The sequence below is a fragment of the Streptomyces sp. NPDC006544 genome, from assembly GCF_040611715.1.
Taxonomy (GTDB): domain Bacteria; phylum Actinomycetota; class Actinomycetes; order Streptomycetales; family Streptomycetaceae; genus Streptomyces.
The window spans coordinates 1-23,344 of sequence record NZ_JBEXOV010000025.1 but is presented as its reverse complement, the minus strand read 5'-3'; the positions used below and the strand labels follow the sequence as shown (position 1 = coordinate 23,344).

Genomic DNA, 23,344 nt, shown 5'->3' with positions numbered 1-23,344 from the left:
ACCGCCCTCTACGTGCTCAGCCTGACCCCGGATGGGCGGGCCGACATGCTTCAGCGTCTGCGCAAGCCCGCCGACCATGAAATCACCGACTTCACCCGGTTCTACATCGTCCTGGCATTCCTCTCCCACCTGCCAGACGGGGCCGAACAGCACGCGGTGCTGCGCAGGCGGCTGGAGTTCCTGGAAGAACCGGCGAGTTTCTTCTACGACGACCAGGGACCCGCCGCCGACGTCCTGCACGTCGGCGAACTCCCTGATCCCGTCCCCGGCCCTGGCGAGGCCAGCGCCCGCGTCACCGTCTCGGGCGTCAACCCGGCGACACCAAGAATCGGCGCGGCCGGCTCGGCTCGTCCATGCCCTACCCGCGGGTGATCCCGCACAGCGACGCCGCCGGACTGGTCCTGGTCCACGGAGTTCGCGGCGGCGTCGGCTCCCTGGCCGCCGCGTAAAAGCATTCACGAACCCCGGGAGACGACCCGTCCACTGGCGAAGACGATGCTCGAGCAGGGCTTTACGATCACTGGGCAGGAGTTCCACAGCTCCACCCCGGCCTTGATCAGTTCCAGTACCGCCCGTTTCTCCGCGGGCGTCCATGCGGCGCACTCGCCTCCGAACAGCTTCTCGTAGGCGATGTCATGCACCGCGCTTTGCTGGGGCAGCCGACGGACCTCGCCGAGTCCTCGGGCCAGATCCTCGAAGAAGTTCCACGCCTCCAGCACCGCACCCGAGGGGACGCGCCGGCGCACCGGGTCCTCCAGCCAATGCTGAACACGGGCGAGCTCCAGAGTGTCGGCCTCAGAAGTGGCCAGCCTGCGCCCCCGTCGGCCCGCATACACCCGTGCCTGGCGAACGGTCGTGAACACCGGCACCTGACAGCGATCAGCTTCTGGCAACGCCACCACCTGATCAGGTTCGTCGCCCCCGCCACCGACCCACAGAACTACCGCGCTGCGGCCGAGCCCGCGCACCCGATATGCGTAGAGACTCCCACGCCTACCGCAAGGTCCGGCCGCAAACACATCTGCCATCTCGATCTTTGCCACGCCCTCACACTGGCACGACCCACGAGAACCGTCGCGGATTTTCTCCGCAGCGACTGTCATGATCGGAGAACCTGCAGAGTCCCGCTACCCGGCCAACGATGCGAGCAGAGCCACTAGACCGCGTCGACCCGGCCGTCGTCTCCCACGCCGTCGCCCTGGACAACGGCGACCCCGCCACGGCCATCCGCTCGTACGCGCCGCGGGGTGTCGACCGGATCATCGAGGTCGCGCTGTCCGACACCGCCGACCTCGAGGGGACGCCCGTGAAGCCGCAACCCGTCCGGGTGCGACGGGTTCCACCGGCGTTCAGCCCCTGCTGCGAGGTCGCGACGGGGTACTCGTCGCAGGACTTCCCGGTGATGCTCGGGGCGCTGCCGCACGCCCGCGTGCGGTTGTTGCTGAAGACCGGTGGCGTTCTCGGTTCGCGTGAGCGGGCTGGCGAAGGTCGCACCCGGGAGCCCAGATGCCTGGAACTCCTCAGGACGCTCCGGACGCGCGGGTCGCCCCCAGCGCTCAGGGCGCGTAGGTCTCCCCGCCGAGGGTGAGGACGGCGGTGCCCGCGGTGCTGTCGGCCAGCCAGGCCTCGAAGGCGGGCAGGTCGGCCTCGGGGAGGGCGACCTCGATCTCGACGGCCGCCCCGTAGCGCAGGTCCACCACGGTCCGGCCGGTGGAGCGCAGGTCGTTCTGGGTCTTGCCGGCCCGTTGGTGGTCGACGGTGACGGTCGCCAGCCGGTAGCGGTGGCGGGTGACGGTGCCGAGCGCGTCGAGGGCTTCGCCGACGACCCCGCCGTAGGCGCGGATCAGCCCGCCGGCCCCGAGCTTCACGCCGCCGTAGTAACGGGTGACGACCGCGACCGCGTAGCGGATGTCCCGGCGCGTCAGCATCTGGAGCATCGGCACCCCGGCGGTGCCGCCCGGCTCCCCGTCGTCGCTGGCCTTCTGGACGGAGGCGTCGGCGCCGATGACGTAGGCGAAGCAGTTGTGCGAGGCGGTGGGGTGATCCTTGCGGATCCGCGCGACGAACTCCTGCGCCTCCCGCTCGGTCGCGGCGGGTGCGAGCGCGCACAGGAACCGCGAGCGGTTGATCTCCGACTCGTGCACGCCCTCACGGGCCACCGTCACGTACTGGTCTGCCTTCACCTCCCCACCCTAAGCGGTGCTCCCGACGGCCCGGTCCGCGTGGACGCGCCGCCGGTGCGGGGGCGGGAATCGCGCGTGACCCTCGGCTGTTGAGGCACGTGCGGGCCTCGGCGACGGGCCGGGGACCGCGCGCAGGCAGGCGACGCAGCAGGAGGCGGCACACGTGTACGGCGATCGGGCGACCATCGGCAAGATCCTCACCGAGCTCGGTGACACCTGGGCCGTGGTGGGCCTGTCCAACAACGAGGACCGGGCCGCCTACCGCGTGGCCCAGGTGCTCCAGCGGTACGGCAAGCGGGTGGTCCCCGTGCACCCGAAGGCCGAGACGGTCCACGGCGAGCCGGGATACCCCTCGCTGGAGGCGATTCCGTTCAAGGTGGACGTGGTGGACGTCTTCGTGAACAGCGCCTTGGCCGGCGCGGTCGCCGACGAGGCCGTCGCGAAGGGGGCGGAGGCCGTCTGGTTCCAGCTGAACGTGATCGACGAGGCCGCCTACGACCGCACCCGCGCGGCCGGCCTGGACATGGTCATGGACCGCTGTCCCGCCATCGAGATCCCCGCCCTCTGAGGCTCCGCCCCGGTCAGTCCTCCACCGGCGGAGCGGATGCCGGCGGGACCGAGGCCGGCGTGACGGCGGCGGAGACCTGCGGGATCGAGACCGCCATCGTCATCTCCATCGGCACCGGGCCCTCGTTGCGGTAGGCGTGCGGGGCGTTCGCCTCGAAGGAGACGGCCCCGCCGGCCGGTACGGCGTACCGCTCGTCGGCGACGACCAGCGTCAGCTCCCCCGCCGTGACGTGCAGCATCTCGAAGGTGCCGGACGGATGCGGGTCCGAGGCGGCCCCCTCCCCCGGCTCCAGGTGGTAGGTCCACATCTCCACGGGCCCGCGCCGGTCGTCGCCGAGCAGCATGCTCGCGCCGCTCCCTCCCACGGTGGACCACATCCGCACGCCCTGTCCCGGCAGCACCACCCGGACCTGGGGACTGCGGTCGTGGTCGAGCAGGGTGGTGATGCTGACGCCCAGCGCGTCGGCCAGCTTGACCGTGGTGCCGACGCTGGGGTTCGTACGGGCCTGCTCGATCTGGATGATCATGCCGCGGCTCACTCCCGCACGGGTGGCGAGGGCCTCCAGGGTGAAGCCGCGCTCAGCGCGCCAGCGCTTGAGATTGCGGGCCAGCGCCTGGGTCAACTGTTCGAGGTCCGACACCCCTACCGTCCAATCCGGCTGCCGCCGTGCAGGAAGAGTTCAATATTCTGGATGACACAGTTCAATGAACTGAACTATGGTGCGGTGTGCGCGGCGTACCCCACGTTGAACTTCACCATCCACCGCACTGTACTGCGAGGTCCTGCCATGACCGCCCTGCTCGCCCTGGCCACCGCCGTCCTGTGGGGCCTCGCCGACTTCGGCGGCGGGCTGCTGACCCGCCGGATTCCGGCTCTCACGGTCATCGTGGCCTCCCAGCTCGTCGCCGTCGCGGTACTGGGCGCGGTGGTACTGGGCACCGGCGCCTGGCGCGAGGCCGGACCACAGCTCTGGTTCGCCGTCGGGGCGGGCGTGGTGGGGCCGGTCGCGATGCTCAGCTTCTACAAGGCGCTCGCGCTGGGCCCCATGGGCGTGGTCTCCCCGCTGGGCTCCGTCGGCGTCGTGGTGCCGGTGGCCGCCGGGCTGATGCTCGGCGAACGGCCCGGCATCGGCCAGTTCGCCGGGATCGCGGTGGCCGTCGCGGGCATCGTCCTCGCGGGTGGTCCCGAGCTGCGCGGGGCGCCCGTACAGCGGCAGACCGTCCTGCTCACCCTCCTCGCCGCCTTCGGCTTCGGCGCGGTGATGGCCCTGATCGCGCCCGCCTCCTCCACCGTCCCGGGGCTGCTCCTCGCCCTCTTCGTCCAGCGCGTGACCAACGTCGCCGTCGGCGGCGCCGCGCTGTGGGTCCAGACCCGGCGTGGTGTCCCGGCCCTCCCGGCGGGCTCGGGCGGCCCGCGGATCCTGTGGGCGCTGCTGCCGGCGCTCACCTTCGTCGGTCTCGCGGACGTCGTGGCGAACGGCACGTACTCCACCGCGGCCCAGCACGGACCCGTCACCGTGGCCGCCGTGCTCTCCTCGCTCTACCCGGTGATCACCGCGCTCGCCGCCTTCGCCGTCCTCAAGGAACGACTGCGCACCGTCCAGGCCGCGGGCGCTGGCCTGGCCCTGGCGGGCACCGTCCTGCTCGCGGCGAGCTAGCCAGCCAGCTACGTGTGTCGTCCCGGCTCCCGGCGGGGTCCACGAGGACCTACCGGGGGCCGGTCTCCGACGCGGACGCGCCGCCCGGCGGCCGCCGGACGTGCAGATGACCGTCCATCGGAAAGGACGGAGGGAAGGCGGGAAGGATCCGGTCGAACCGGAACCCCGCCTTGTCCGCGACCCGGCAGGAGGCGAGGTTGTCCACCTGGTGCAGCAGCTCCAGCCGGTCCAGCCGGCCGGGGGCCTCGGCCGGGAAGGCGGCGAACGCCCAGGCCGCGACCGCCTCGAGGGCCCGGGTGGCCACCCCGCGGCCCCGGGCCGGCGCCGCGGTCCAGTAGCCGGCCTCCGCAGATCCCGGGCGCTCGGCGGTCCGCTTCAGCACCACGCCGGCGACCGGCGGCCCCCCGCACGCGCCCCCGCGTGCGCCCGGGTACGAGGCCTCGCGCACGGCGAAACTCAGCCGGTTCCCGCTCTCCCAGCCCTCCCGCTGCTCCTCCAGCCATCGCCGCGCCCCCTCGGGCCCGTCGACGGTCCGCGTCAGCCAGTGCCTCATCGCGGGGTCCCGGTGCACCTCGACCAGCGCCTCGGCGTCACCGGCGCCCCACGGCCGCAGCACCAGCCCGGCGGTGGCGGCGGTCGCCGCGACGCGCAGCTCGGGGGTCACTCGCTCTCCGCCGGTGCGGCCAGTGCGCGCAGCTGCTCCGGCGTCACCCCGTCGGGAATCGGTACCGGGGCCGGGGTGCGCAGCGGCGGCTGCCAGCCCGTCCCGGGCTCCCACCGGCGCACTATGCGCGCCGGGGCTCCCGCCACCACGGCGTGGTCGGGCACCTCGCCGCGTACGACGGCCCCCGCGGCCACGACCACGTTGCGGCCCAGCCGCGCCCCGGGCAGGATCACCGCGCCGGTGCCCAGCCAGCAGCCCGGGCCGATCTCCACCGGCGCACTGCGCGGCCACTGCTTGCCGACGGGCTCGTGGGGATCGTCGTAGCTGTGGTTCGTGGAGGTGATGTACACCCCGGGACCGCAGAAGGTGTCGTTGCCGATCGTGATCCGGGTGTCGGCGATGACGTGGCTGTCGCGGCCGATCACCACCCCGTTGCCCAGGACCAGCACCGGCTCGGCGCCGAGGTCGAGGTCCGGCATCATCCCGGCGGTCAGCGTGACCCGTTCGCCGATGATGCAGTGGTCGCCCAGCCTGATCCAGGGCTCGCCGAACACCGTGCCCTGGGGGAAGGCGAGCCGGGTCGCGTGCCCGATCGCCCCGAAGCGCAGCGGCCCGGGGGTCTGCGCGGTGACCGCGCCGGCCCGCTGCATCCAGCGCCAGCCCGCGTGCACGGCACGCCCCGCCAGCCGGCGGCGCAGGGCCGTGAGAGATGAGAACGTGTTCTGGTTCTTCGCCACCGGGCCACCGTAGCGCGCCGGGTGCCCCGGCCGCGCCGTGATCTTCACCCCATCTCCGGGGGCGCGGGGCGCGTGCCCTACGGTGCCGGTAGCGCGACACGACGTACAGCCACAGGTGCGGCCAGATCCAGGGCCGGACGTACAGCCGGAGGAAGAGAACACATGACGCAGCAGGCTGCCCGGGCATTCGTGGCGGGTGTCGGCGGGAGGAACCCCGAGATCGACCCCACGGCCTTCACCGCGCCCACCTCGGTCGTCGTCGGCGACGTGCGCGTGGGCCCGGGCGCCAGCATCTGGTACTCGGCGGTGCTCCGCGCGGACTGCGGTCCGATCACGCTCGGTGCCGACAGCAACGTGCAGGACAACTGCACCGTGCACGTGGACCCCGGCTTCCCGGTCTCCATCGGCGAGCGCGTCTCGATCGGCCACAACGCGGTCGTGCACGGCTGCACGGTCGAGGACGACTGCCTGATCGGCATGGGCGCGACGGTCCTCAACGGCGCGGTCATCGGCGCCGGATCCCTGGTGGCGGCCCAGGCGCTGGTCCCGCAGGGCATGATCGTCCCGCCCGGGTCGCTGGTCGCGGGGGTGCCGGCGAAGGTCCGGCGCGAGCTGACCGCCGAGGAGCGCGAGGGCCTCAAGGTGAACGCGCTGATGTACACCGAGCTGGCCGAGCAGCACCGCGCCGCGGTGACCCCGGAGGCGTAACCGCCGCTCGTCGGCCCGGCCGACGAGCACGGCTCAGTCGGCTCGTCGGCTCAGTCGGCTCGTCAGCTCAGTCGGCGAGCACGGCCGGAGCGGCCGGGGCCGACTCCGGCCCGGTCCCCTCGGAGGCCTCCGCGCGCGCCGCCGCGGCCGCCTTCTTCATCCGGCCCCGCACCACCACCGTCACGGCGATCCCGAACAGCAGCGCCAGCGCGAGCGCCACCCACGAGAACCCCTTGAGCCACGGCTCGGCGACGATCCCGATCGTGTAGATCACGGCTGTCGTGCCGCCCGCCCACAGGATGCCGCCGAGGACGTTCGCGATCAGGAAGCGCCAGTACGGCATGTGCAGCACGCCCGCCAGCGGTCCGGCGAAGATCCGCAGCAGGGCCACGAACCGCCCGAAGAAGACGGCCCACATGCCCCACCTGTCGAAGGAGCGCTCCGCCACGGCCACCTGGTCCGGTCCGAAGTGCTTGGGGAAGCGGCGTCCCAGCCGCTCGAGCAGCGGCTTCCCGCCCTTGCGCCCGATCGCGTAGCCGATCGAGTCGCCCACGATCGCCCCGGCCGTCGCGCAGACGCCCAGCACCACGGGGTCGATGTGACCCTGCTGCGAGGCCAGCAGCGCTGCGCTGACCAGGACGATCTCCCCCGGCAGCGGAATGCCGAGGCTCTCCACTCCGATGACGAGCCCCACCAGGAGGTAGATGCTGACCGCCGGAATCGTCTCCAGCCATTCCTGGATGTGCACCGGTACGTCCTCCCGAATTCTCCCCCCGGCCCGTCCCCTGTGACAGACCGAACGGGCAGCCTATCCGGTCGTCACCAGAGCCTTGGCCCTCAGCGGAAGCTCGCGCGAGGAACGGCCGGCGAACACCTCGCGCCGGCCCGAGCCCAGCACCCACGCGTGCCGTTGCGGGTCCCAGGAGGAGAGCGTGCGCGCGTCGATGTCGATGACGACCCGCTGCGCCTCGCCCGGCGCGAGGGTGAGCCGCCGGTAGCCGGCCAGCGCCCGCACCGGCTGCTCCAGCTTCAGGTCCGGGGAGGGCCCCACGTACACCTGGGCCACCTCGGTGCCCTTGCGGCGTCCGGTGTTGCGGACGGTGAACTCCACGCGCAGCCCCCCGTGCCGTGCCTTCGCGCCGTCCGCATCACCCGCACTTCCCGCACCGCCCGCACCGCCCGCACCGCCCGGCCGGACCGTCAGCTTCTCGTACTCCCACGTCGTGTACGAGTGCCCGTGCCCGAAGGCGAACAGCGGGGCCACCCGCTGCGCGTCGTACCAGCGGTGGCCGACGTGCACGCCCTCGGAGTACTCCTGCCGGCCGCCCAGTCCCGGGTAGCGCATCGCGTCGCCGCCGACCGGGGTCGCGTGCTCGTCGGCCGGGAAGGTCTGGGTGAGCCGGCCGCCGGGGTCCACGTCGCCGAAGAGCACGTCGGCGGTGGCGCCCGCGCCCTCCTGGCCCGGGTAGTACATCTGCAGGACCGCGCCGGTGCGGGCGAGCCAGGGCATCGTCGTGCTGGAGGAGGTGTTCAGCACCACCGTGGTGCGCGGGTTCGCCGCGGCGACCGCCTCGATCAGCGCCGCCTGGCCGCCCGGCAGGCCCAGCGAGGCGCGGTCGCTGCCCTCGGTGGCGTCCTCGTAGGCGAACAGCACCACGCTGCGCGCCGCCTTCGCGGCCCGCACCGCCTCGCCGAGGTCAGCGGCCCGGGTCGCCTTCGTGGTGTGCCGCAGCCGCAGCCGCTGCCCCTTCGGGCCGCCCTCGGCGCTGACGGCGAGCCGGTGCTCGCCCGCCTTGAGCGCGAGGGTGCGGCGGCGCACGGCGAGCCCGTCGGGCGCCGCGCCCAGAAGTCCGCCCGCGAACTGCTCGGCCACGCCCGGGCGCACGGGGAACAGCTCCTCCCCGTCGAGGCGGACGCCCGGCCGTTTCCCGGTGTAGTGGACGAGCAGGGTCCACTCGTCGTCGGCGGCCAGCCGGAAGGTCCCCTCGTAGGTCCAGGTCCGGCCGGCGTCCACCCTCCGGTCGTCGAGTCCGGCGTCGGGCGACAGCAGTTTCGCCGGGAGGGGGCGCCCGTACACGTCCTCGCCGAGCGCGTAGCGCACGGTGGAACCGTTCCCGGCCCGCCGCCGGATCGCCGTGAGGGGCGCGGCGGCCGCGTCCGGGATCACGTGTGCGCTGCCGCCGCCGCCGACGAAGGGGGTCTGGCCGGTGGGGCCGATGACGGCGATCGAGCGTGCGGCGGCCCCCGTCAGCGGCAGGGTGCCGTGCTCGTTGCGCAGCAGGACCGCGCCCGCCACGGCCACCCGGCGGGCGACCTCGGCCCCGGCCGCCGCGTCGCGGGCGGGCCGTGCGGCGGGGTGCTCGACGAGCAGTCCGAAGCGGTCCATGGTGACCAGGACGCGGCGCACGGCGAGGTTCACGGCGTCCTCGTGGACGGAGCCGCCGCGCACCGCCTCGCGCAGCGGGGCTCCGTAGTGGGTGCCGCCGGGCATCTCCATGTCGAGTCCGGCGCCGATCGAGGCGACGGTGCTGTGGGTGGCGTCCCAGTCGGACATCACCCAGCCGCCGAACCCCCAGCGGCCGCGCAGGAGTTCTTCGAGGAGCGGCTTGCTCTCGCAGGCGTAGACGCCGTTGACCTTGTTGTAGGCGCCCATGACCGCGCCCGCGCCGGCCGCGACGGCGGCCTCGAAGCCCCGTAGCTCCGTCTCGTGGAGGGTCTGCTCGGCGGCGATCACGTCGACGGTGTCGCGGCCCTTCTCCTGGTTGTTGAGCGCGAAGTGCTTGACGGCGGCGATGAGCCCCTCGTCCTGGATGCCCCGGACGACCTCGGCGACGAGGTCGGCCGTCAGTTTCGGGTCCTCGGCGAAGGTCTCGAAGTTCCGGCCGGCGAACGGGGTGCGGATGAGGTTGGCCATCGGCGAGAGCAGGACGTCCTGGCCGAGCGCGCGCCCCTCGCGCCCGATCACCCTGCCGTATGCGCGGGCCAGGGCCGGGTCGAAGGCGGAGGCGAGCAGGACGGGCGCCGGCAGCGCGGTGGCCGGCTCGGCCACGCGGACCCCGGCGGGCCCGTCGGCGAGACGCAGCGCGGGGATGCCGAGGCGGGGGATGCCCGGTACGTAGCCGGCCTGGCCGAGGGGGGCCGGGTCGGGGGCGCCGTGCAGCAGGACGGTCTTCTCCTCGAGCGTGAGCCGGTCCAGCAGCCCGTCGATCCTGGCGGTGCTGCCGGCCCTGGGCGCGGCGGCGGAGACCTTGCGGGGCCGTGTGCCGGGCGGCGGCGCCGGTACGCAGGCGGCGGCGCCCAGGGCGGCGCCCAGCACTCCGAGGAGGCCCAGCGCACGGCGTCTGGGCACGGCCTCGCTCATGGGCGCTCCCCCTGCGGCGCGGGCATCGGCGTCGGTGGACGGGAGCGGCCCGCGCCGGACCGCTCCCGTCGCCCACTGTGCGCCGCCCGCCGCGCGGGCCGGCCTCAGGCGCGCCACCGCGCCGCCGAGGTTCAGCCCTGCGGCGGCTGCCGGGGTCGGGCCGGTGGCGTCACGCGTTGGGGCGAAGCGTCCAGACCACGGTCATCTCGCCGGTCACGGCCTCGTCCTCGCGCTGGATGGCGATGGTGACGGGGAACTCGGGGCGGCCGCCCGCGTCGAGTTCGGCGACGATCTCGGCGGCCGGGCGGCCGAGGGTGGCGGTGGCCGTCACGACGCCCTTGGCGAGCTTCTTGTAGCCGATCTCGGCCTTGACGGCGAGGGGTACGGCGCGCGAGAGCTGGTCGCCGAAGGCGGCCAGGACGATCGCTCCGCTCGCCGACTCGGCGAGGGTGAACATGGCGCCGGCGTGCGGGCCGCCGAGGTGGTTGTGGAAGTCGGGCTGGTCCGGGAGCCGGACGACCGCACGCTCGGGGGTGGTCTCCAGGAACTGGAGGTTCAGGGTCTTGGCCATCGGCACGGTCGCGGCGAGGAGTTCGCCCACGTTCATCTGTTCTGCGCTCATGGAACGCGATGTTACCCGCGAGTAGACAGCGTTGGCCATACCTGTACGGGGGCGGCCGTGGCTCCCCACGCCCCCTCCCACTATCGTTACCGGCCATGTGGCCAGGACAGCAGCAGCCGCCCGGGGGAGAACAGAACCCCCAGGACGCGCATCAGAACCCGTACCAGCAGCAGCCGGGAACGCCGAACCCGTACCAGCAGCAGCCGCCGACGGCGTACGGCGACCAGCAGCCCGGCTACGGATATCCGCAGCAGCCGCCGGCCCCCCAGCAGTGGGGCCAGCAGCCGCCGACCGTTCCGGTACAGCAGTGGGGCGGCCCGACGCCTCCTTCCGCACCGCAGCCCCCGCGCGGCGGGAGCCCCTTCTCGACCAGGACCGTCGCCATCGTCGCGGCCTCGGCCGTCGCCGTGACGGCCGTCGGCATGGGCGCGTTCGTCCTCACCCGGGACGACGACTCGGCCGACGAGGCGGACGGCAAGCCGACCAGTTCCCCCTCCGCCCCCGCCTCCTCCGGCGCGTCCACCCCCGCGAGCCCCGGGGCCAACCCGCGCGGCGGCGCCGACGCCAAGCCCGTCATCCCGGGGTGGAAGGTCGTCATCAACCCGAAGTACGGCACCGCCTTCGACGTCCCGCCGGACTGGAACGTCCTGTCCTCGGGCATGTCCACCGGCTTCGAGGACGACGTCAAGAACGACGGTTCCCCCGTCGTCATGATGTCCGCGCCCGCCTTCCTCAAGGAGGACTGGTGCAAGGTCGACTCGAACAAGGACGGCAAGGAGGAGTCGACCTCGCTCGCGGGCACCGGCAGCAAGGGCGGCCAGGGCGCGAAGGACACCGCCGAGGCCGCACGCAACGAGGCCGGCAACTGGGTGTTCGCCGCCTACGCGCAGAAGGCGCCGAAGGGCACCGTCAAGGTCACCGAGCCGAAGGAGTACACCACCTCCTCCGGCCTCAAGGGCCACATGGCGACCGCGTCCGTGACCGGCCTGCCGAAGGAGAACAAGTGCTCCTCCGACGGCAAGGCCATCGCCTTCAGCTTCACGACCCCCAAGGGTGACCTCTCCAGCTGGATCCTCTACGGCGCCGCGGGCGTCCCGGACGAAGTGAGCACGGAGACCTACGAGAAGATCCTCAGCACCATCCGCATCAACACCGGCTGATCCGGGCCCTGCCCGCAGCCTCCTTCCCGGGCCGGTTTTCCGTTTGGATTACCGGCCCGGGCCGGGGGATAGTCCGGGGGTGAGTTCTCCCCCCGCCCTCTCCCCCGGCCCCGCCCTCCCGCCCGGCACGTCCCGTCCGCGCCCGTCCCGCCGCCCGCCGGCCTGGGCGGGCCGCAACTACACCCTGCTGACGGGTGCGGCGGTCATCACGAACCTCGGGAGCCACGGAGCGCTCATCGCCGCCGCCTTCGCCGTGCTCGAGGCCGGCGGCTCCGCCGGCGACGTCGGCCTGGTGGCCGCCGCCCGCACCCTGCCGCTCGTCCTCTTCCTGCTCATCGGCGGCGCGATCGCCGACCGGATACCGCGCCACCGCGTGATGGTCGCGGCCAACGCGTTGAACTGCCTCTCGCAGGCCGCCTTCGCCGCCCTCGTCCTCGCGGGCGACCCGCAGCTGTGGCAGATGATGCTGCTCACCGCACTGTGCGGAACCGGTACGGCCTTCTTCAACCCGGCCGCCGAGGGCATGCTCCTGTCCAGCGTCTCCGGCGAACACGCCAACCGCGCCTTCGCCCTCTTCCGCATGGCGATGAACGGTGCCGGCGTCGGCGGAGCCGCCCTCGGCGGTGCCATGATCGCGGGGATGGGGCCCGGCTGGGTCCTGGCCGTGGACGCGGCCGCCTTCGCCGTCGCCGGGACCCTGCGCGCGTTCCTCGACGTCAGCCACGTGGCCGGCCAGGCTCCCGGTGGCGGCCTGCTGGCCGACCTGCGCGAGGGCTGGGTGGAGTTCCGCAGCCGCGCCTGGCTGTGGAGCATCGTGCTCCAGTTCTCCGTCGTCGTCGCCGTCGTCGGCGCCGCGGAGGCGGTCTACGGTCCCCTGGTCGCCCGGGAACAACTGGGCGGCCCGGCCCCCTGGGGCCTGGCCCTGGGCTTCTTCGGTCTCGGCACGATCGGCGGAGCCGTCCTGATGATGGTGTGGAAACCGCGCCGCCTGCTGCTGGTCGGAACCCTGTGCGTGTTCCCGCTGGCGCTCCCCTCCGCGGGGCTGGCGGTGCCGCTGCCGGTGTGGGGCCTGTGCGCGGTGATGTTCCTGACCGGCACGGCCATCGAGGTCTTCGGCGTCAGCTGGATGACGACGATGCACCAGGAGATCCCGGAGGAGAAGTTCTCCCGGGTCTCCGCCTACGACTGGTTCGGCTCGGTCTCGATGCTCCCCCTGGCCACGGCGGTCGCCGGCCCGGTCGAATCCGCCGTCGGCCGCACCGAGGCCCTCTGGGGCTGCGCCGGGCTGGTCGTCCTGGTCACCGCGGCCGTCCTGCTGGTCCCCGACGTCCGCCACATGACCCGCAAACCGGTGAAGCCGGGCCCCGCCGGCGGGTGAGGTCCGGGGTGCGGGGGTCGGGGCCCCGGCGGGCGGGGCGGCGGCTCCCGGCGACTCAGCCCAGGCTGAACGCGCCCTCCGGCGGCTCGGGCGACGCCACCGCGTCGGTGTCATTGACGGGCAGGGCCCCCCGTACCAGTCGCGCCACCGCGTCCCCCGCCTCGACCCGCGCGGGAAACGCGTCACCCGCGCACGCCCGGGAAAGTCCCGCGACCGGCAACTCCCCGTCCGAGGCCAGCAGCACCGCGTTCCCGAACCGCCGCCCCCGCAGCACCCCGGGCTCCGCGATCAGGGCGAGCTGTCCGAACACCGCCCCGAAGTTCGCCAGCTGCCCCCGCAGGAATCCGAACGGCGCCCCGTCGGCGAGGTTCGCCGCGTAGACGCCGCCGGGCCGCAGCACCCGCGCCACCTCCCGCGCGTACTCCACGGAGGTCAGCGAGGCAGGCACCCGGGAACCCCCGAAGACGTCCCCCACCACCACGTCCGCGCTCGCGGCCGGCGCCGCCGCCAGCCAGCCCCGCGCGTCGGCGACGTGCACCTCGATCCCGGCGCCCGCCGCCACCGGCAGGTGCTCCGCGACCAGGGCCACCAGCCCGCCGTCGAACTCCACCACGTCCTGCCGCGACCCCGGCCTGGTCGCCGCCGCGTACCGCGGCAGGGTCAGCGCGCCGCCGCCCAGGTGCAGCAGGTCCAGCGCGGCCCCCGGCTCGCCCGCGCAGTCCAGTACGTGCGCGAGCCGGCGAACGTACTCGAACTCCAGGTACTCCGGGTCGTCGAGGTCCACGTACGACTGCGGCGCCCCGTCCACGGTGAGCAGCCAGGCCCGCTCCCGGTCGACGTCCGGCAGCAGTCTGGCGCTGCCCTGGTCCACGTCCCGGATCACCGGAATCTGTTCGTCACTCACCGCACCATTGTCAGGCCGCCGGAGGCGCCCAGACCTCGGCTGCCTCCGCGGCGTGCTCGCTCGCCTGCGCGAGGCCCGCCCGGGCCGCCGGATCGCGCCGGGCGGGGTCCAGTACGTTGCGCCCGAACACCTTGCGGGCCGCCGCCGACGGCGTGATCAGCAGGACCTTCGCCCCGGCCGCCCGCAGCCGCGCCGCCTGGGACGCCGGTGAGGGGACGAGTCCGGAGCCCATGGAGACCGGGGCGAGGATCACCACTCGCGCACAGCCCGCGGCGAGGTCGGCGTTGGTCGCGGAGCGGACCCCGCCGTCGATGAACCGGCGCCCGTCGACCGTGACCGGCGGCCACACCCCGGGTACGGCGCAGCTCGCCGAGACGGCGTCGACCAGCCCGGCACCGCTCCTGCGGTCGAAGGCCGCCATCTCGCCGGTCAGCGCGTCCACGGCCGCGACGACCAGGCGCCGCTCGGGCCAGTCGTGCGAGACCAGCCGGCCTTCCAGTACCTTGCGGCGCTCCGCCTCCGGTTCGGTGACGGCGGCGAGCGCGAGGGCGCCGACCCGGCGCCGGTAGGCCCGTGCGTCGCGCGAGCGCACCATCGCGACGGCGTACCGGCCGATGAGCGAGGCCCCCAGCTTCGCGGGGAGTTCGCCGCCCGGGTCGCCGAGCTGGCGCTCGTACAGCTCCTGCGGGGTGAGCAGTCCGGAGGCGAGCTGCGCGCCGACGACGGAGCCGGCCGAGGTGCCGACGACGAGGTCGGCGCCGAAGAGGTCGACGCCCGCGCGGGCGAGCCCGTACAGCATCCCGGCCTCCCAGCCGACGCCGGTCAGTCCGCCGCCGCCGAGCACCAGCGCCGTGCCCTTGCCGCGGACCCCGTCCACGCCACGGCCCCGGTCCACAGCCCTCTCCTCGTCCCCGTCCTCGCCGTGCCCGCCCTTGCCGTCGCCGCCCATGGGCCGCCGCCCCCTCCCGCATGCCAGTGGTGACGGCAGTCTCGCGCAACCGGACCACCGCCACCACAAGGGGCGTGCCAAAACCTTCCGCGGGACGGCCCGCTACCCGACCTCGGTCACCGTCCCCGCGCCGACCGTGCGGCCGCCCTCACGGATCGCGAAGCCGAGCCCGTTCTCCAACGGGACGTCCCGCCCGAGCTCGACGGTCATGGTGACCGTCTCCCCCGGCCGGGCCGCCCCCGGCTCGCCGAGGTCCACGTCGCCCACCACGTCCGCGGTGCGGATGTAGAACTGCGGCCGGTAGCCGGAGGCCACCGGGGTCGTGCGGCCGCCCTCCCGGGCGGACAGGAGGTACACCCGCGCCGTGAACCGACGGGTCGGCACGACGCTGCCGGGCGCGGCCACCACGTCTCCGCGGCGCACCGCGTCGCGCGGCACCCCGCGCAGCAGCAGCGCGACGTTGTCCCCGGCCTCGGCGGACTCCATCGGTTTCCCGAAGGTCTCCAGCCCGGTGACCACCGACAGCGCCGGCTCGCCGGCGCCGCCGAGCAGGCTGACGCGGTCGCCCGTGCGGACGGTGCCCCGCTCGACGGCGCCCGTGACGACGGTCCCGCGCCCGGTGATGGTCAGGACGTTCTCCACCGGCATCAGGAACGGCGCGTCCGTGTACCGCACGGGCGTCGGCACGTACGTGTCCACGGCGTCGAGCAGGGCCTCGATCGCCGAGGTCCAGCGCGGGTCGCCCTCGAGCGCCCCGAGCCCGGACACCCGGACGACCGGGGTGGTGTCCCCGCCGTAGCCGTGTGCGGTGAGCAGCTCGCGGACCTCCAGCTCGACCAGGTCGGTGAGCTCGGGGTCCGCGGCGTCGGCCTTGTTCAGCGCGACCACGACGTGGTCGACGCCGACCTGCCGGGCGAGGAGCACGTGCTCGGCGGTCTGCGGCATGACCCCGTCGAGCGCGGAGACGACGAGGATCGCCCCGTCGAGCTGGGCCGCGCCCGTGACCATGTTCTTCACGTAGTCGGCGTGGCCCGGCATGTCGACGTGGGCGTAGTGCCGGGTGCCGGTCTCGTACTCGACGTGCGTGAGGTTGATGGTGATCCCGCGCCGGGCCTCCTCCGGCGCCCGGTCGATGCGGTCGAACGGCACGAAGGAGGCGCCGCCGCGGGCGGCGAGGACCTTGGTGATGGCGGCGGTCAACGTCGTCTTCCCGTGGTCGACGTGACCCATGGTGCCGATGTTTAGGTGCGGCTTGGTGCGCACGAAGGCCGTCTTGGCCATGATGTCTTCCCGTGTGATCCGAAGCTGGAATACGGGACCCCTGGAGCGAACCGACCCTTCCCCTGTGGGGTCCGCCGGACGATCCGGGAAGGGTCAGCTTCGTGCGCCGCCGCATGCGAATGCGCCCGCGGCGCTTTCCGTGAGGACGGCAGCCTTCGGCGCGTCCGCGACTGCGGACGGCGCTGCGGGGAAGGCGTACCGGGACATGCCCGTGATCCTGCCGGACCGGGGCCGTCCCGTCGAAGGGTTATTCGCCGGGCCCGTCCTTCGCCCAACCGTCCTTCGCCTACAGGTTCTTGAGCGCCTCGCGCACCGACAGCGGGGAGAGCGACTCCCGCTCCGCCGCGACGAAGGCGCGTACCGCGCCGGGGTCCGTCCTGGCGTACTCGCGCAGGCACCAGCCGATGGCCTTGCGGATGAAGAAGCCGGGGTGGCCGGCCTGCCGGCGGCAGTACGCGAAGAGCCGCTCCGCGTCCGTCGTGGACGTGCGGCGGAGCTGGTGGAGGAGGGCGGCGCGGGCCACCCACATGTCCTCGTCCCCGATCCACTCGTCCATGACGGACGCCAGCGCCGGGTCGGCCGCCACGAGCGGGCCGACCGTGTGCGCGGCGAGGGTGTCGACGGTGTCCCACCACGGATCGGTGACGATCAGGTGCCGGACGACGGGCAGGAAGCCGGAGGAGCAGCGTGCGACGTGCCGGCGCAGGTAGTCGGCGGCGAAGTAGCGGTACTCGCGCTCCGGGAGCCCCCAGCAGCGCAGCGCGAGCGCCGCGCAGTCCGCTTCGTCCGGTTCCGGGGTGTCCTTGGTCACGGTCCGCGACAGCTCGCGGCGCAGCGGGGTGCGGATTCCGAGGAAGGGCCCGACGTCCTTCATGTACGCGGCCATGTGCCCGGCCTGGACCGGGTCCGCCGCGGCGCCGAAGGAGCCGGTGAGGCGCTCCGCCAGCAGGTCGGCGAGAGCGCTGCGCGGAACCCGCGGCGGCGGCGGGCCGTTCGACTGCATGAGGCCCAGATTACGGCGCGGGGTCATTCGGGTCGGTTAGTCTCCCGGAATGTCCCTCCTCCTCGCGCCGCGGACCCGGCTGGCGCTGCTCGTCGCGCTGCTCCTGGCGGCCGGCGTGTGCGTCGTGCTGTTCGAGCCCCAGCGTCTGCTCTCGGAGGGCTGGCCCCCGGGTCTCCCGGTGGGCGCGGCGGTGCTGCTCTTCGCCGGCGCGTACGGGGTGTGCACGGCGGCCCTGGTGCCGCGTCCGCTCCTGAATCTGGCCTCGGGCGCCCTCTTCGGATCCCAGTTCGGCCTGGCCGCGGCGGTCGGCGGCTCGGTGGTGGGTGCCGGGATCTCCTTCGGCCTCGGGCGGCTGATGGGCCGCGACGCGCTGCGTCCGCTGATCCGCGGCCGCTGGCTGCAGGCAGCCGACGACCAGCTCGCCCGGCACGGCTTCCGCTCGATGCTCGCGGTCCGGATCTTCCCCGGCCTGCCCTTCGCGGTGGCCAACTACGGCGCCGCGATGTCCCGCTGCGGCTGGCTCCCCTTCCTCGTCGCCACGGCGATCGGCGTGATCCCCAACACGGCCGCGTACGTCGTCGCGGGGGCCAGCGCCTCCTCCCCGTCCTCCCCCGCGTTCCTCGCCTCGTTCGGCTTCATCGCCCTCTCCGCTGTGGGCGCGGCGGTCGTCGCGTGGCGCAAGCGCCATCACCTCGCGCCCGCGCGGAAGTCCGCGCCGACGGCCGCGCACCCCGCGCCCGGACACCCCGCGCCCGCGCCCCCGGCCGGGGGGCACACACCGGCTCGGACCGGGCGACAGGGCGGCCGACAGCCCCTGCCGGCCCGCGAGCTGACGCCCGTATACCCCCCTGTGGTCACGGCGGCACCACACGGGCCCTAGCATCGGACCCGAACTGCCCTACGATCACAAGGACGAGCGCACCCCGACATGAGCTGGTTCGAATCCCTAATCCTCGGTCTCGTCCAGGGGCTTACGGAGTTCCTCCCGATCTCCTCCAGCGCCCACCTGCGGCTGACCGCGGCGTTCGCCGGCTGGCACGATCCGGGAGCGGCCTTCACCGCCATCACGCAGATCGGCACCGAGGCGGCCGTGCTGATCTACTTCCGCAAGGACATCGCGCGGATCATCTCCACCTGGTTCCGCTCGCTGTACACCCGTGCGCTGCGCTCCGAGCAGGACGCCAAGATGGGCTGGCTGGTGATCGTCGGCTCGATCCCGATCGGTGTGCTCGGCCTCGCCTTCAAGGACCAGATCGAGGGCCCGTTCCGCGATCTGCGGCTGATCGCCACCACCCTCATCGTGATGGGCATCGTGCTGGGCGTCGCCGACCGGCTCGCGGCGCGCGACGAGGAGGGCGGCCGGCACCGCGCCATCCGCGAGCGCAAGACGCTCAAGGAACTGAGCGTCAAGGACGGCCTGATCTTCGGCCTCTGCCAGGCGATGGCGCTGATCCCGGGCGTCTCCCGCTCCGGCGCGACGATCTCCGGCGGCCTGCTGCTGGGCTTCACCCGTGAGGCCGCGGCCCGCTACTCCTTCCTCCTCGCCATCCCGGCCGTCCTGGCATCGGGCGTGTTCGAGATCAAGGACGTCGTCGAGGACCCGGGCCACATCGCCTGGGGTCAGACGGTCTTCGCGACGGTCATCGCCTTCGTCGTGGGCTATGCCGTCATCGCGTGGTTCATGAAGTTCATCTCCAGCCGCAGCTTCATGCCCTTCGTGATCTACCGGATCCTGCTGGGCATCCTGCTGTTCGCCCTGATCGGCGCGGGCGTGCTGAGCCCCCACGCCGGCGAATCCGGCGGCTGAACCATGGCCGCAGAGGTAGCGCTATCGAGCATTTCCTAGCGCCTGATTGCAGCACCCCGACATGATCATCTCCCATTCCCACTTGTCTCCCACTCATCTCCCACCGGGGAGGCCACTAGGACGCGTGCGTCCGCAAAGTAGGGGATGACGCGGAAGGGCCCGCACGGAGTGCGGGCCCTTCCGCGTGGCGGCCGGCCCAGGTCAGTCGAGGCTGAGGCGCGCCGGCAGGCCCTGGACACGGCCGGCGAGGGCCTTCTCCGGGTCCGGGCTGATGGTGGCAAGTGCCACTGCGGCCGTCACGATCACGGCGCTCAACTCCTTCTCGACGAGCCGCCAGCGCGGGCGGTGAGGAAGTCGAGGGTGTAGCGGTCGGGGTTGCCGCAGTCGGCCAGGCCCATGAGCTTGCCGGAGCTGGTCCAGTTGCCGAGTCCGAGGTGTTCGGCGACGCTCACCGCCGCAGTTCGATCAGCCCGAGTCCAGCTGCCTTGGTGCTATGCGGTGGCGTAGGGGTTGATGATGCGGTGCGGTCGGCGGGAGGTCGCCATGACGTTCTGCGGGAAGCGGGGGCCGGCCACGTAGTGGCGTCCCTTCGTCTGCCCGATCGCGGTGAGCACGTCGGTCTTCGTGAGGGCCTGCAGGTCCCGGGTTGCCTGCTGGGTGTTGATCGCTTCCTGCCGCTCGTAGCGCGAGCGGCGCACCCGGCCCACCATCGCGACCTCGTGGAGGGCAGTCACTTGCCGCTCGCTGATCCCGTTGGCGTCGGCGTGCTCCATCAGCTCGATCCAGACCTGGTTCGAGCGGTCGACCCGATGCTGCACCCGCTGAGCCTGCTCGTGGTAGGCGCGCAGGTTGAACTTGATCCAGGGCAGCGTGTCGCGTTCGGGCGAGTACACCGGCCCGCCGACCTCCCGGAGCACCTTGCAGTACTCCCAGGTGTTGCCGGGCATCCCGAGCCACTCCTCAATCGAGGAGAACTCCGGTGCGAGAAAGCCGCCGCGGGCAATCAGCAGGGTCTGCAGGGAACGGGACATACGGCCGTTCCCGTCGGACCACGGATGGATCTTCACCAGGTTCAAGTGCGCCATCGCCGCCCGGATCAGGACGTGAGCTTCGATGTCGCCGTCATTTAGCCAGTCCACCAGCTCGGCCGTCAGGCCGGGCACGAGCTCCTGGTCGGGTCCGTCGTAGTCGGTGGCGAGCTCGTCACCGGGCGCGGTGATCCGGATCGAGGTCTTGCGCCACTGCCCGGCGGTGCGCAGCGGGTGGTGGTGGCCCTGGAGCATCCAGTGCAGCGCGTTGAGTAGTTCCTTGCTGTACCGGAAGTCGGCGACGTCGTGGAGTGACTGGATGTAGGTCATCGCCTGCTGGTAGGCGAGGGTCTCCGCCTTGTTCTCCTCGCTGGCGTCGACCTCACGCTCCCCGTCCATCAGGTCGGCGACATCCTTCGCGTCAACCTGATAGCCCTCGATCGTGTTCGACGCCGCGATCGCGCTCGCGGTCAGCGCCTTACGCAGATCCTGAGTCCACTTCATCGGCGCCTGCTGCACCGCGTCACGCAGGCGCTCGCGCAAGCCGTCCACCTCGTGCAGAACCTTGAGGTCTGCGGCGTCGAGCACGGGAGTCTTATACAGCATGACTCAATGATACCAGCTACCTATCATTCTGGTAGGAGTCGAGAGCGCTGACCACGCCAACCTGCAGAGACGCAGGCAGGTCGCCTGCCACACAAGCCACCGACCACCGCTACCAGGACTGCAGACGTTCGGACAGCTTCTTGGACCATGTCGCACGGTGCGTCCGCCGCCGACGGCGCACCGGTCGAGGGCCACGTCGTAGGACAGGCCGTGCTCGCGCCGGGGCCTTGGCGACCAGACGCTCGCGCAGGATGTCGACGGCGACCGCGAGGCCGACGTCGTCATGACGCTCGCCGTGCAGGGCGAGACCCACGTCGGGGACGCACTCCTGCGACCAGGCCGGACCGGCGCCCAGCACGGCCGGCGTGACGCCCTCACGCCGCAAACCTTGTCGGCGTGGAAAGCGCCGCACGTGCTCGTGTACGCGGTCAGCCAGTCGAGGGCTCCCATCGCCATCCCGAAGGCCCAGCCGGCAGTGGTTGACCCATGCGGGGCGAGGAGTATGAGGCAGACCAACCACCGGCAGGGCGACGAAACACGCCGCCAGGAACACGGGTGGGCGTCTCGCCGAAATGCCGGGGCCGAGCTGGTCGGATCGAGTTCACAGTTCGTATCCGCGGTATCCCGCTGACGTGCCCAGTGCGGGAAAGCGGGTTCGGCTGTGTTTGTGGCTCTGCCGGTTCATCTCCGCGAACGCATTGTGCGAACGCCTCGTAGAACAGGCGCCCAAATGGGAACGCACTCGCGCACCCTCCGTGACCAGGCGGTCTCTCGATGCTCTTGCTTGGCATGCAGATCTCACGCCATGATCAAGCAGGACCGACTTGTGAACGATCGCTCTGATCTTGACGCTGGGGGGCGTATGGGTGCCTATCGTTTCAACCCGCCACCGAACTGGCTGATGCCGCCGAACTGGACTCCCTCGGACGACTGGACTCCGGACCCCTCCTGGCCGCCACCCCCGAACGGCTGGCAGCTGTGGATTCCAACGCAGCAGAACGGAGAAGGCCCTGCGCCCGCAGCTGCGGCCGAGGTTCCGGTGCCTCGCCGGCAGCGCTGGTTCCATCGCAAGCGGGGTGAAGGCGGAAGCGAGGCCGAGCAGCTGCGCGACTGGATCGCGCGCACCCAGGGCGCGGACGCCGCGGCGCTGGCACTGCTGAAGCAGCAGACCCGTCAGGAAGCCGAACAACTGCGCCGGCAGGCGACGGACGAGGCCGACGAGATCGTGCGCGAGGCACGTCGTACGGCAAAGGAGGGTCAGGCAGCCGCCCGCCAGGCCGCGAAAGACACGGAGAAGGCACGGAAGGAGGCGGAGCAGCACCGCGCCGAGGTCTATCAGGCGGAGAGCAAGCTGAACGACCTGCGTACGCGCATCGTGACCACCGACGAGACCGTGATGCTCCAGCAGGTCGGGATCTACGCCTACCGCCACCCGCTCGACGACGCTGTGGCCTACCGGGCCCGTCTGGACACCATCAAGGCGAAGATCAAGGAACTCGCCCGGTCGCAGCAGGCCGTACTCGGCGCCAGCGGTTGGACCGTCAACGGATCGGCCCGCCAAGGCACCAAGATGATCCGCGACTACTCGAAACTCATGCTCCGCGCCTACAACGCCGAAGCCGACTACGCCGTGCGCAGCATGCGTCCACACCGCCTCACCTCGCTCGTCGACCGCCTGTACAAGAGCCGGGAGACGATCGCCAAGTTGGGCGCCACCATGGACATCCGGATCTCTGATGCCTACCACGATGCCCGAGTGGAGGAACTGCGTCTGACGGCTGACTTCCTGCAGCGCAAGGAAGAGGAGAAGCAGGCCCAGCGCGAGGCCCGCGCCCGCGAGCGTGAAGAGGCAACCGCTCAGCGGGAACTGGATCGCGAGCGGGAGAAGCTGCACAAGGAGATGAGCCACTACCAGAGCGCGCTGGACAGGCTGCGGGCCCAAGGCGATCACGCGGCCGCAGCCGAGATGGCGGCGAAACTCGCGGAGATCGAGGGGGCCCTGGACGACGTGGAGGCCCGAGCAGCCAACATCCGCACCGGCTACGTATACGTCATCTCCAACGTCGGCGCCTTCGGCGACAACATGGTCAAGATCGGAATGACGCGGCGCCTCGAACCGCTGGAACGCATCTATGAGCTGAGCGGCGCCGCGGTGCCCTTCCGATTCGATGTCCACGCACTGATCTTCAGCAAGGACGCAGTCGGCCTCGAAACGCGTCTTCACCAAGAGTTCGCGTCACGCCGGGTCAATCGGGTCAACAGCCGCAAGGAGTTCTTCCGCGTCACACCGGCAGAGGTCAAAGCCGTCCTCGAACGGAGCGCCGGTGAGCACCTCGTCGAGTTCAACGAAGTGGCCGAGGCGATCGAATGGCGCAGCAGCACGACGAAAGGCAGCGGAGCGCCGTAAAGCCACGCACAGGTGACGTGGGCCGGCGGGCGCAGGGCAACTACGTGGTCGGAGCCGGCACTGACCTTGCCGGCGCTCTCCAAACCTGGGGGGTCTCAGCGGGCCCGCCCCTGGCCCGAACGGGGCGGGGCTGGCGCGGGTGGCCAGATCGAAGGCGGGCAGGCCGTCAACCGGTCCCACGCGAAGATCTGAGGTTCCCCCGGTGTGCGGGAGGTGCTGATCAGCAGGTCAGGGCGGGTTGACGTGGTTTCAGGTTCGTTCGTTCGGCCGTTGCCTGGTCGGCGTAGTGCTTTTCCTCGAACTCGATGGGGCTGAGGTAGC

Annotated in this window: 21 protein-coding genes and 4 pseudogenes; 11 read left to right on the top strand and 14 right to left on the bottom strand. The window is 72.3% G+C overall.

Annotation, left to right across the window (positions count from 1 at the left end):
• Positions 1-9: 9 nt before the first annotated feature.
• Both ABZY44_RS14620 and ABZY44_RS14615 read left to right on the top strand, forming a co-directional pair.
• A pseudogene (locus ABZY44_RS14620) lies at positions 10-216 on the top strand (PadR family transcriptional regulator); the annotation flags it as partial.
• 18 nt (positions 217-234) lie between these two features.
• Positions 235-398 (top strand): annotated as a pseudogene (locus ABZY44_RS14615) (NADPH:quinone reductase); the annotation flags it as partial.
• Between the two features lie 57 nt (positions 399-455).
• Here the strand turns inward: ABZY44_RS14615 and ABZY44_RS14610 are convergent.
• Positions 456-1,043, bottom strand: a complete 588-nt coding sequence (locus ABZY44_RS14610) for a hypothetical protein (RefSeq protein WP_356653529.1) — start codon at positions 1,041-1,043, stop codon at positions 456-458.
• A gap of 113 nt (positions 1,044-1,156) precedes the next feature.
• Here ABZY44_RS14610 and ABZY44_RS14605 point away from each other — a divergent pair.
• Positions 1,157-1,297 (top strand): annotated as a pseudogene (locus ABZY44_RS14605) (NADPH:quinone reductase); the annotation flags it as partial.
• A gap of 259 nt (positions 1,298-1,556) precedes the next feature.
• On the opposite strand, the gene ABZY44_RS14600 reads toward ABZY44_RS14605, so the two are convergent.
• Complete coding sequence (locus tag ABZY44_RS14600) at positions 1,557-2,183, bottom strand: YigZ family protein (RefSeq protein ID WP_356653527.1); 627 nt, start codon at positions 2,181-2,183, stop codon at positions 1,557-1,559.
• 163 nt (positions 2,184-2,346) lie between these two features.
• Between ABZY44_RS14600 and ABZY44_RS14595 the strand changes: the two genes are divergently transcribed.
• Positions 2,347-2,751 carry a CoA-binding protein gene (locus ABZY44_RS14595; protein WP_356653525.1) on the top strand — a complete coding sequence of 135 codons (405 nt, stop codon included), beginning with the start codon at positions 2,347-2,349 and terminating at the stop codon, positions 2,749-2,751.
• 13 nt (positions 2,752-2,764) lie between these two features.
• Here the strand turns inward: ABZY44_RS14595 and ABZY44_RS14590 are convergent, their stop codons facing one another.
• Entirely contained in the window at positions 2,765-3,391 is a 627-nt protein-coding gene (locus ABZY44_RS14590) for a helix-turn-helix domain-containing protein (protein WP_356653523.1), read from the bottom strand.
• Between the two features lie 147 nt (positions 3,392-3,538).
• Between ABZY44_RS14590 and ABZY44_RS14585 the strand changes: the two genes are divergently transcribed.
• Positions 3,539-4,408, top strand: a complete 870-nt coding sequence (locus tag ABZY44_RS14585; protein ID WP_356653633.1) for a DMT family transporter — start codon at positions 3,539-3,541, stop codon at positions 4,406-4,408.
• A 49-nt stretch (positions 4,409-4,457) separates the two neighbouring features.
• Here ABZY44_RS14585 and ABZY44_RS14580 read toward each other — a convergent pair whose 3' ends face one another.
• Both ABZY44_RS14580 and ABZY44_RS14575 read right to left on the bottom strand, forming a co-directional pair.
• Positions 4,458-5,072, bottom strand: coding sequence for a GNAT family N-acetyltransferase (locus tag ABZY44_RS14580; protein WP_356653521.1), 615 nt, complete (start codon positions 5,070-5,072; stop codon positions 4,458-4,460).
• On the bottom strand, positions 5,069-5,809 hold the full coding sequence (locus ABZY44_RS14575) for an acyltransferase (RefSeq protein WP_356653519.1): 741 nt from the start codon (positions 5,807-5,809) through the stop codon (positions 5,069-5,071). The genes ABZY44_RS14580 and ABZY44_RS14575 overlap by 4 nt, the downstream gene beginning before the upstream one ends.
• A gap of 162 nt (positions 5,810-5,971) precedes the next feature.
• Between ABZY44_RS14575 and ABZY44_RS14570 the strand changes: the two genes are divergently transcribed.
• The gene (locus ABZY44_RS14570) at positions 5,972-6,517 is read left to right on the top strand and encodes a gamma carbonic anhydrase family protein (protein ID WP_356653517.1); all 546 of its coding nucleotides are present in this window, start codon (positions 5,972-5,974) and stop codon (positions 6,515-6,517) included.
• A 67-nt stretch (positions 6,518-6,584) separates the two neighbouring features.
• Here ABZY44_RS14570 and ABZY44_RS14565 read toward each other — a convergent pair whose 3' ends face one another.
• From ABZY44_RS14565 to ABZY44_RS14555, 3 genes are all read right to left on the bottom strand, one after another.
• On the bottom strand, positions 6,585-7,265 hold the full coding sequence (locus tag ABZY44_RS14565; RefSeq protein ID WP_356653515.1) for a DedA family protein: 681 nt from the start codon (positions 7,263-7,265) through the stop codon (positions 6,585-6,587).
• A gap of 60 nt (positions 7,266-7,325) precedes the next feature.
• The gene (locus tag ABZY44_RS14560; RefSeq protein WP_356653513.1) at positions 7,326-9,878 is read right to left on the bottom strand and encodes a glycoside hydrolase family 3 C-terminal domain-containing protein; all 2,553 of its coding nucleotides are present in this window, start codon (positions 9,876-9,878) and stop codon (positions 7,326-7,328) included.
• A 169-nt stretch (positions 9,879-10,047) separates the two neighbouring features.
• Positions 10,048-10,500 carry a DUF4442 domain-containing protein gene (locus ABZY44_RS14555; protein WP_204357948.1) on the bottom strand — a complete coding sequence of 151 codons (453 nt, stop codon included), beginning with the start codon at positions 10,498-10,500 and terminating at the stop codon, positions 10,048-10,050.
• 95 nt (positions 10,501-10,595) lie between these two features.
• Here ABZY44_RS14555 and ABZY44_RS14550 point away from each other — a divergent pair, with 95 nt between their 5' ends.
• Positions 10,596-11,660, top strand: coding sequence for a hypothetical protein (locus tag ABZY44_RS14550; RefSeq protein ID WP_356653511.1), 1,065 nt, complete (start codon positions 10,596-10,598; stop codon positions 11,658-11,660).
• A 184-nt stretch (positions 11,661-11,844) separates the two neighbouring features.
• Positions 11,845-13,038, top strand: a complete 1,194-nt coding sequence (locus ABZY44_RS14545) for an MFS transporter (protein WP_356653631.1) — start codon at positions 11,845-11,847, stop codon at positions 13,036-13,038.
• 55 nt (positions 13,039-13,093) lie between these two features.
• Here the strand turns inward: ABZY44_RS14545 and ABZY44_RS14540 are convergent, their stop codons facing one another.
• From ABZY44_RS14540 to ABZY44_RS14525, 4 genes are all read right to left on the bottom strand, one after another.
• Entirely contained in the window at positions 13,094-13,942 is an 849-nt protein-coding gene (locus ABZY44_RS14540; protein ID WP_356653509.1) for a fused MFS/spermidine synthase, read from the bottom strand.
• Positions 13,943-13,952: 10 nt separating this feature from the next.
• The gene (locus ABZY44_RS14535) at positions 13,953-14,891 is read right to left on the bottom strand and encodes a patatin-like phospholipase family protein (protein WP_356653507.1); all 939 of its coding nucleotides are present in this window, start codon (positions 14,889-14,891) and stop codon (positions 13,953-13,955) included.
• A gap of 102 nt (positions 14,892-14,993) precedes the next feature.
• Positions 14,994-16,172 carry an elongation factor Tu gene (gene tuf / locus ABZY44_RS14530; protein WP_356653505.1) on the bottom strand — a complete coding sequence of 393 codons (1,179 nt, stop codon included), beginning with the start codon at positions 16,170-16,172 and terminating at the stop codon, positions 14,994-14,996.
• A 286-nt stretch (positions 16,173-16,458) separates the two neighbouring features.
• On the bottom strand, positions 16,459-17,175 hold the full coding sequence (locus ABZY44_RS14525; protein WP_356653503.1) for a DNA alkylation repair protein: 717 nt from the start codon (positions 17,173-17,175) through the stop codon (positions 16,459-16,461).
• 49 nt (positions 17,176-17,224) lie between these two features.
• On the opposite strand from ABZY44_RS14525, the pseudogene ABZY44_RS14520 reads away from it, so the two are divergent.
• Positions 17,225-17,869, top strand: a pseudogene (locus ABZY44_RS14520) (VTT domain-containing protein); the annotation flags it as partial.
• Between the two features lie 234 nt (positions 17,870-18,103).
• Positions 18,104-18,982: an undecaprenyl-diphosphate phosphatase gene (locus ABZY44_RS14515; protein WP_356653501.1), complete on the top strand. Its 879-nt coding sequence runs from the start codon at positions 18,104-18,106 to the stop codon at positions 18,980-18,982.
• A 311-nt stretch (positions 18,983-19,293) separates the two neighbouring features.
• Here the strand turns inward: ABZY44_RS14515 and ABZY44_RS14510 are convergent, their stop codons facing one another.
• The gene (locus ABZY44_RS14510) at positions 19,294-19,434 is read right to left on the bottom strand and encodes a hypothetical protein (RefSeq protein ID WP_356653499.1); all 141 of its coding nucleotides are present in this window, start codon (positions 19,432-19,434) and stop codon (positions 19,294-19,296) included.
• Positions 19,435-19,473: 39 nt separating this feature from the next.
• Entirely contained in the window at positions 19,474-20,616 is a 1,143-nt protein-coding gene (locus ABZY44_RS14505; protein ID WP_356653497.1) for a Fic family protein, read from the bottom strand.
• An 805-nt stretch (positions 20,617-21,421) separates the two neighbouring features.
• Between ABZY44_RS14505 and ABZY44_RS14500 the strand changes: the two genes are divergently transcribed.
• Positions 21,422-23,023 (top strand): DUF4041 domain-containing protein, encoded by a 1,602-nt coding sequence (locus ABZY44_RS14500; RefSeq protein ID WP_356653495.1) that lies wholly within the window; start codon positions 21,422-21,424, stop codon positions 23,021-23,023.
• The last annotated feature ends 321 nt before the right edge of the window (positions 23,024-23,344 follow it).

Bases quoted from the DNA above. Each gene is read 5' to 3' on its own strand.
- ABZY44_RS14515 (WP_356653501.1), top strand. From the start codon at position 18,104: ATGAGCTGGTTCGAATCCCTAATCCTCGGTCTCGTCCAGGGGCTTACG.
- ABZY44_RS14505 (WP_356653497.1), bottom strand. From the start codon at position 20,616: ATGCTGTATAAGACTCCCGTGCTCGACGCCGCAGACCTCAAGGTTCTG.
- ABZY44_RS14525 (WP_356653503.1), bottom strand. From the start codon at position 17,175: ATGCAGTCGAACGGCCCGCCGCCGCCGCGGGTTCCGCGCAGCGCTCTC.
- ABZY44_RS14555 (WP_204357948.1), bottom strand. From the start codon at position 10,500: ATGAGCGCAGAACAGATGAACGTGGGCGAACTCCTCGCCGCGACCGTG.
- ABZY44_RS14585 (WP_356653633.1), top strand. From the start codon at position 3,539: ATGACCGCCCTGCTCGCCCTGGCCACCGCCGTCCTGTGGGGCCTCGCC.
- ABZY44_RS14550 (WP_356653511.1), top strand. From the start codon at position 10,596: ATGTGGCCAGGACAGCAGCAGCCGCCCGGGGGAGAACAGAACCCCCAG.
- ABZY44_RS14570 (WP_356653517.1), top strand. From the start codon at position 5,972: ATGACGCAGCAGGCTGCCCGGGCATTCGTGGCGGGTGTCGGCGGGAGG.
- ABZY44_RS14500 (WP_356653495.1), top strand. From the start codon at position 21,422: ATGATCAAGCAGGACCGACTTGTGAACGATCGCTCTGATCTTGACGCT.
- ABZY44_RS14535 (WP_356653507.1), bottom strand. From the start codon at position 14,891: ATGGGCGGCGACGGCAAGGGCGGGCACGGCGAGGACGGGGACGAGGAG.
- ABZY44_RS14560 (WP_356653513.1), bottom strand. From the start codon at position 9,878: ATGAGCGAGGCCGTGCCCAGACGCCGTGCGCTGGGCCTCCTCGGAGTG.
- tuf (WP_356653505.1), bottom strand. From the start codon at position 16,172: ATGGCCAAGACGGCCTTCGTGCGCACCAAGCCGCACCTAAACATCGGC.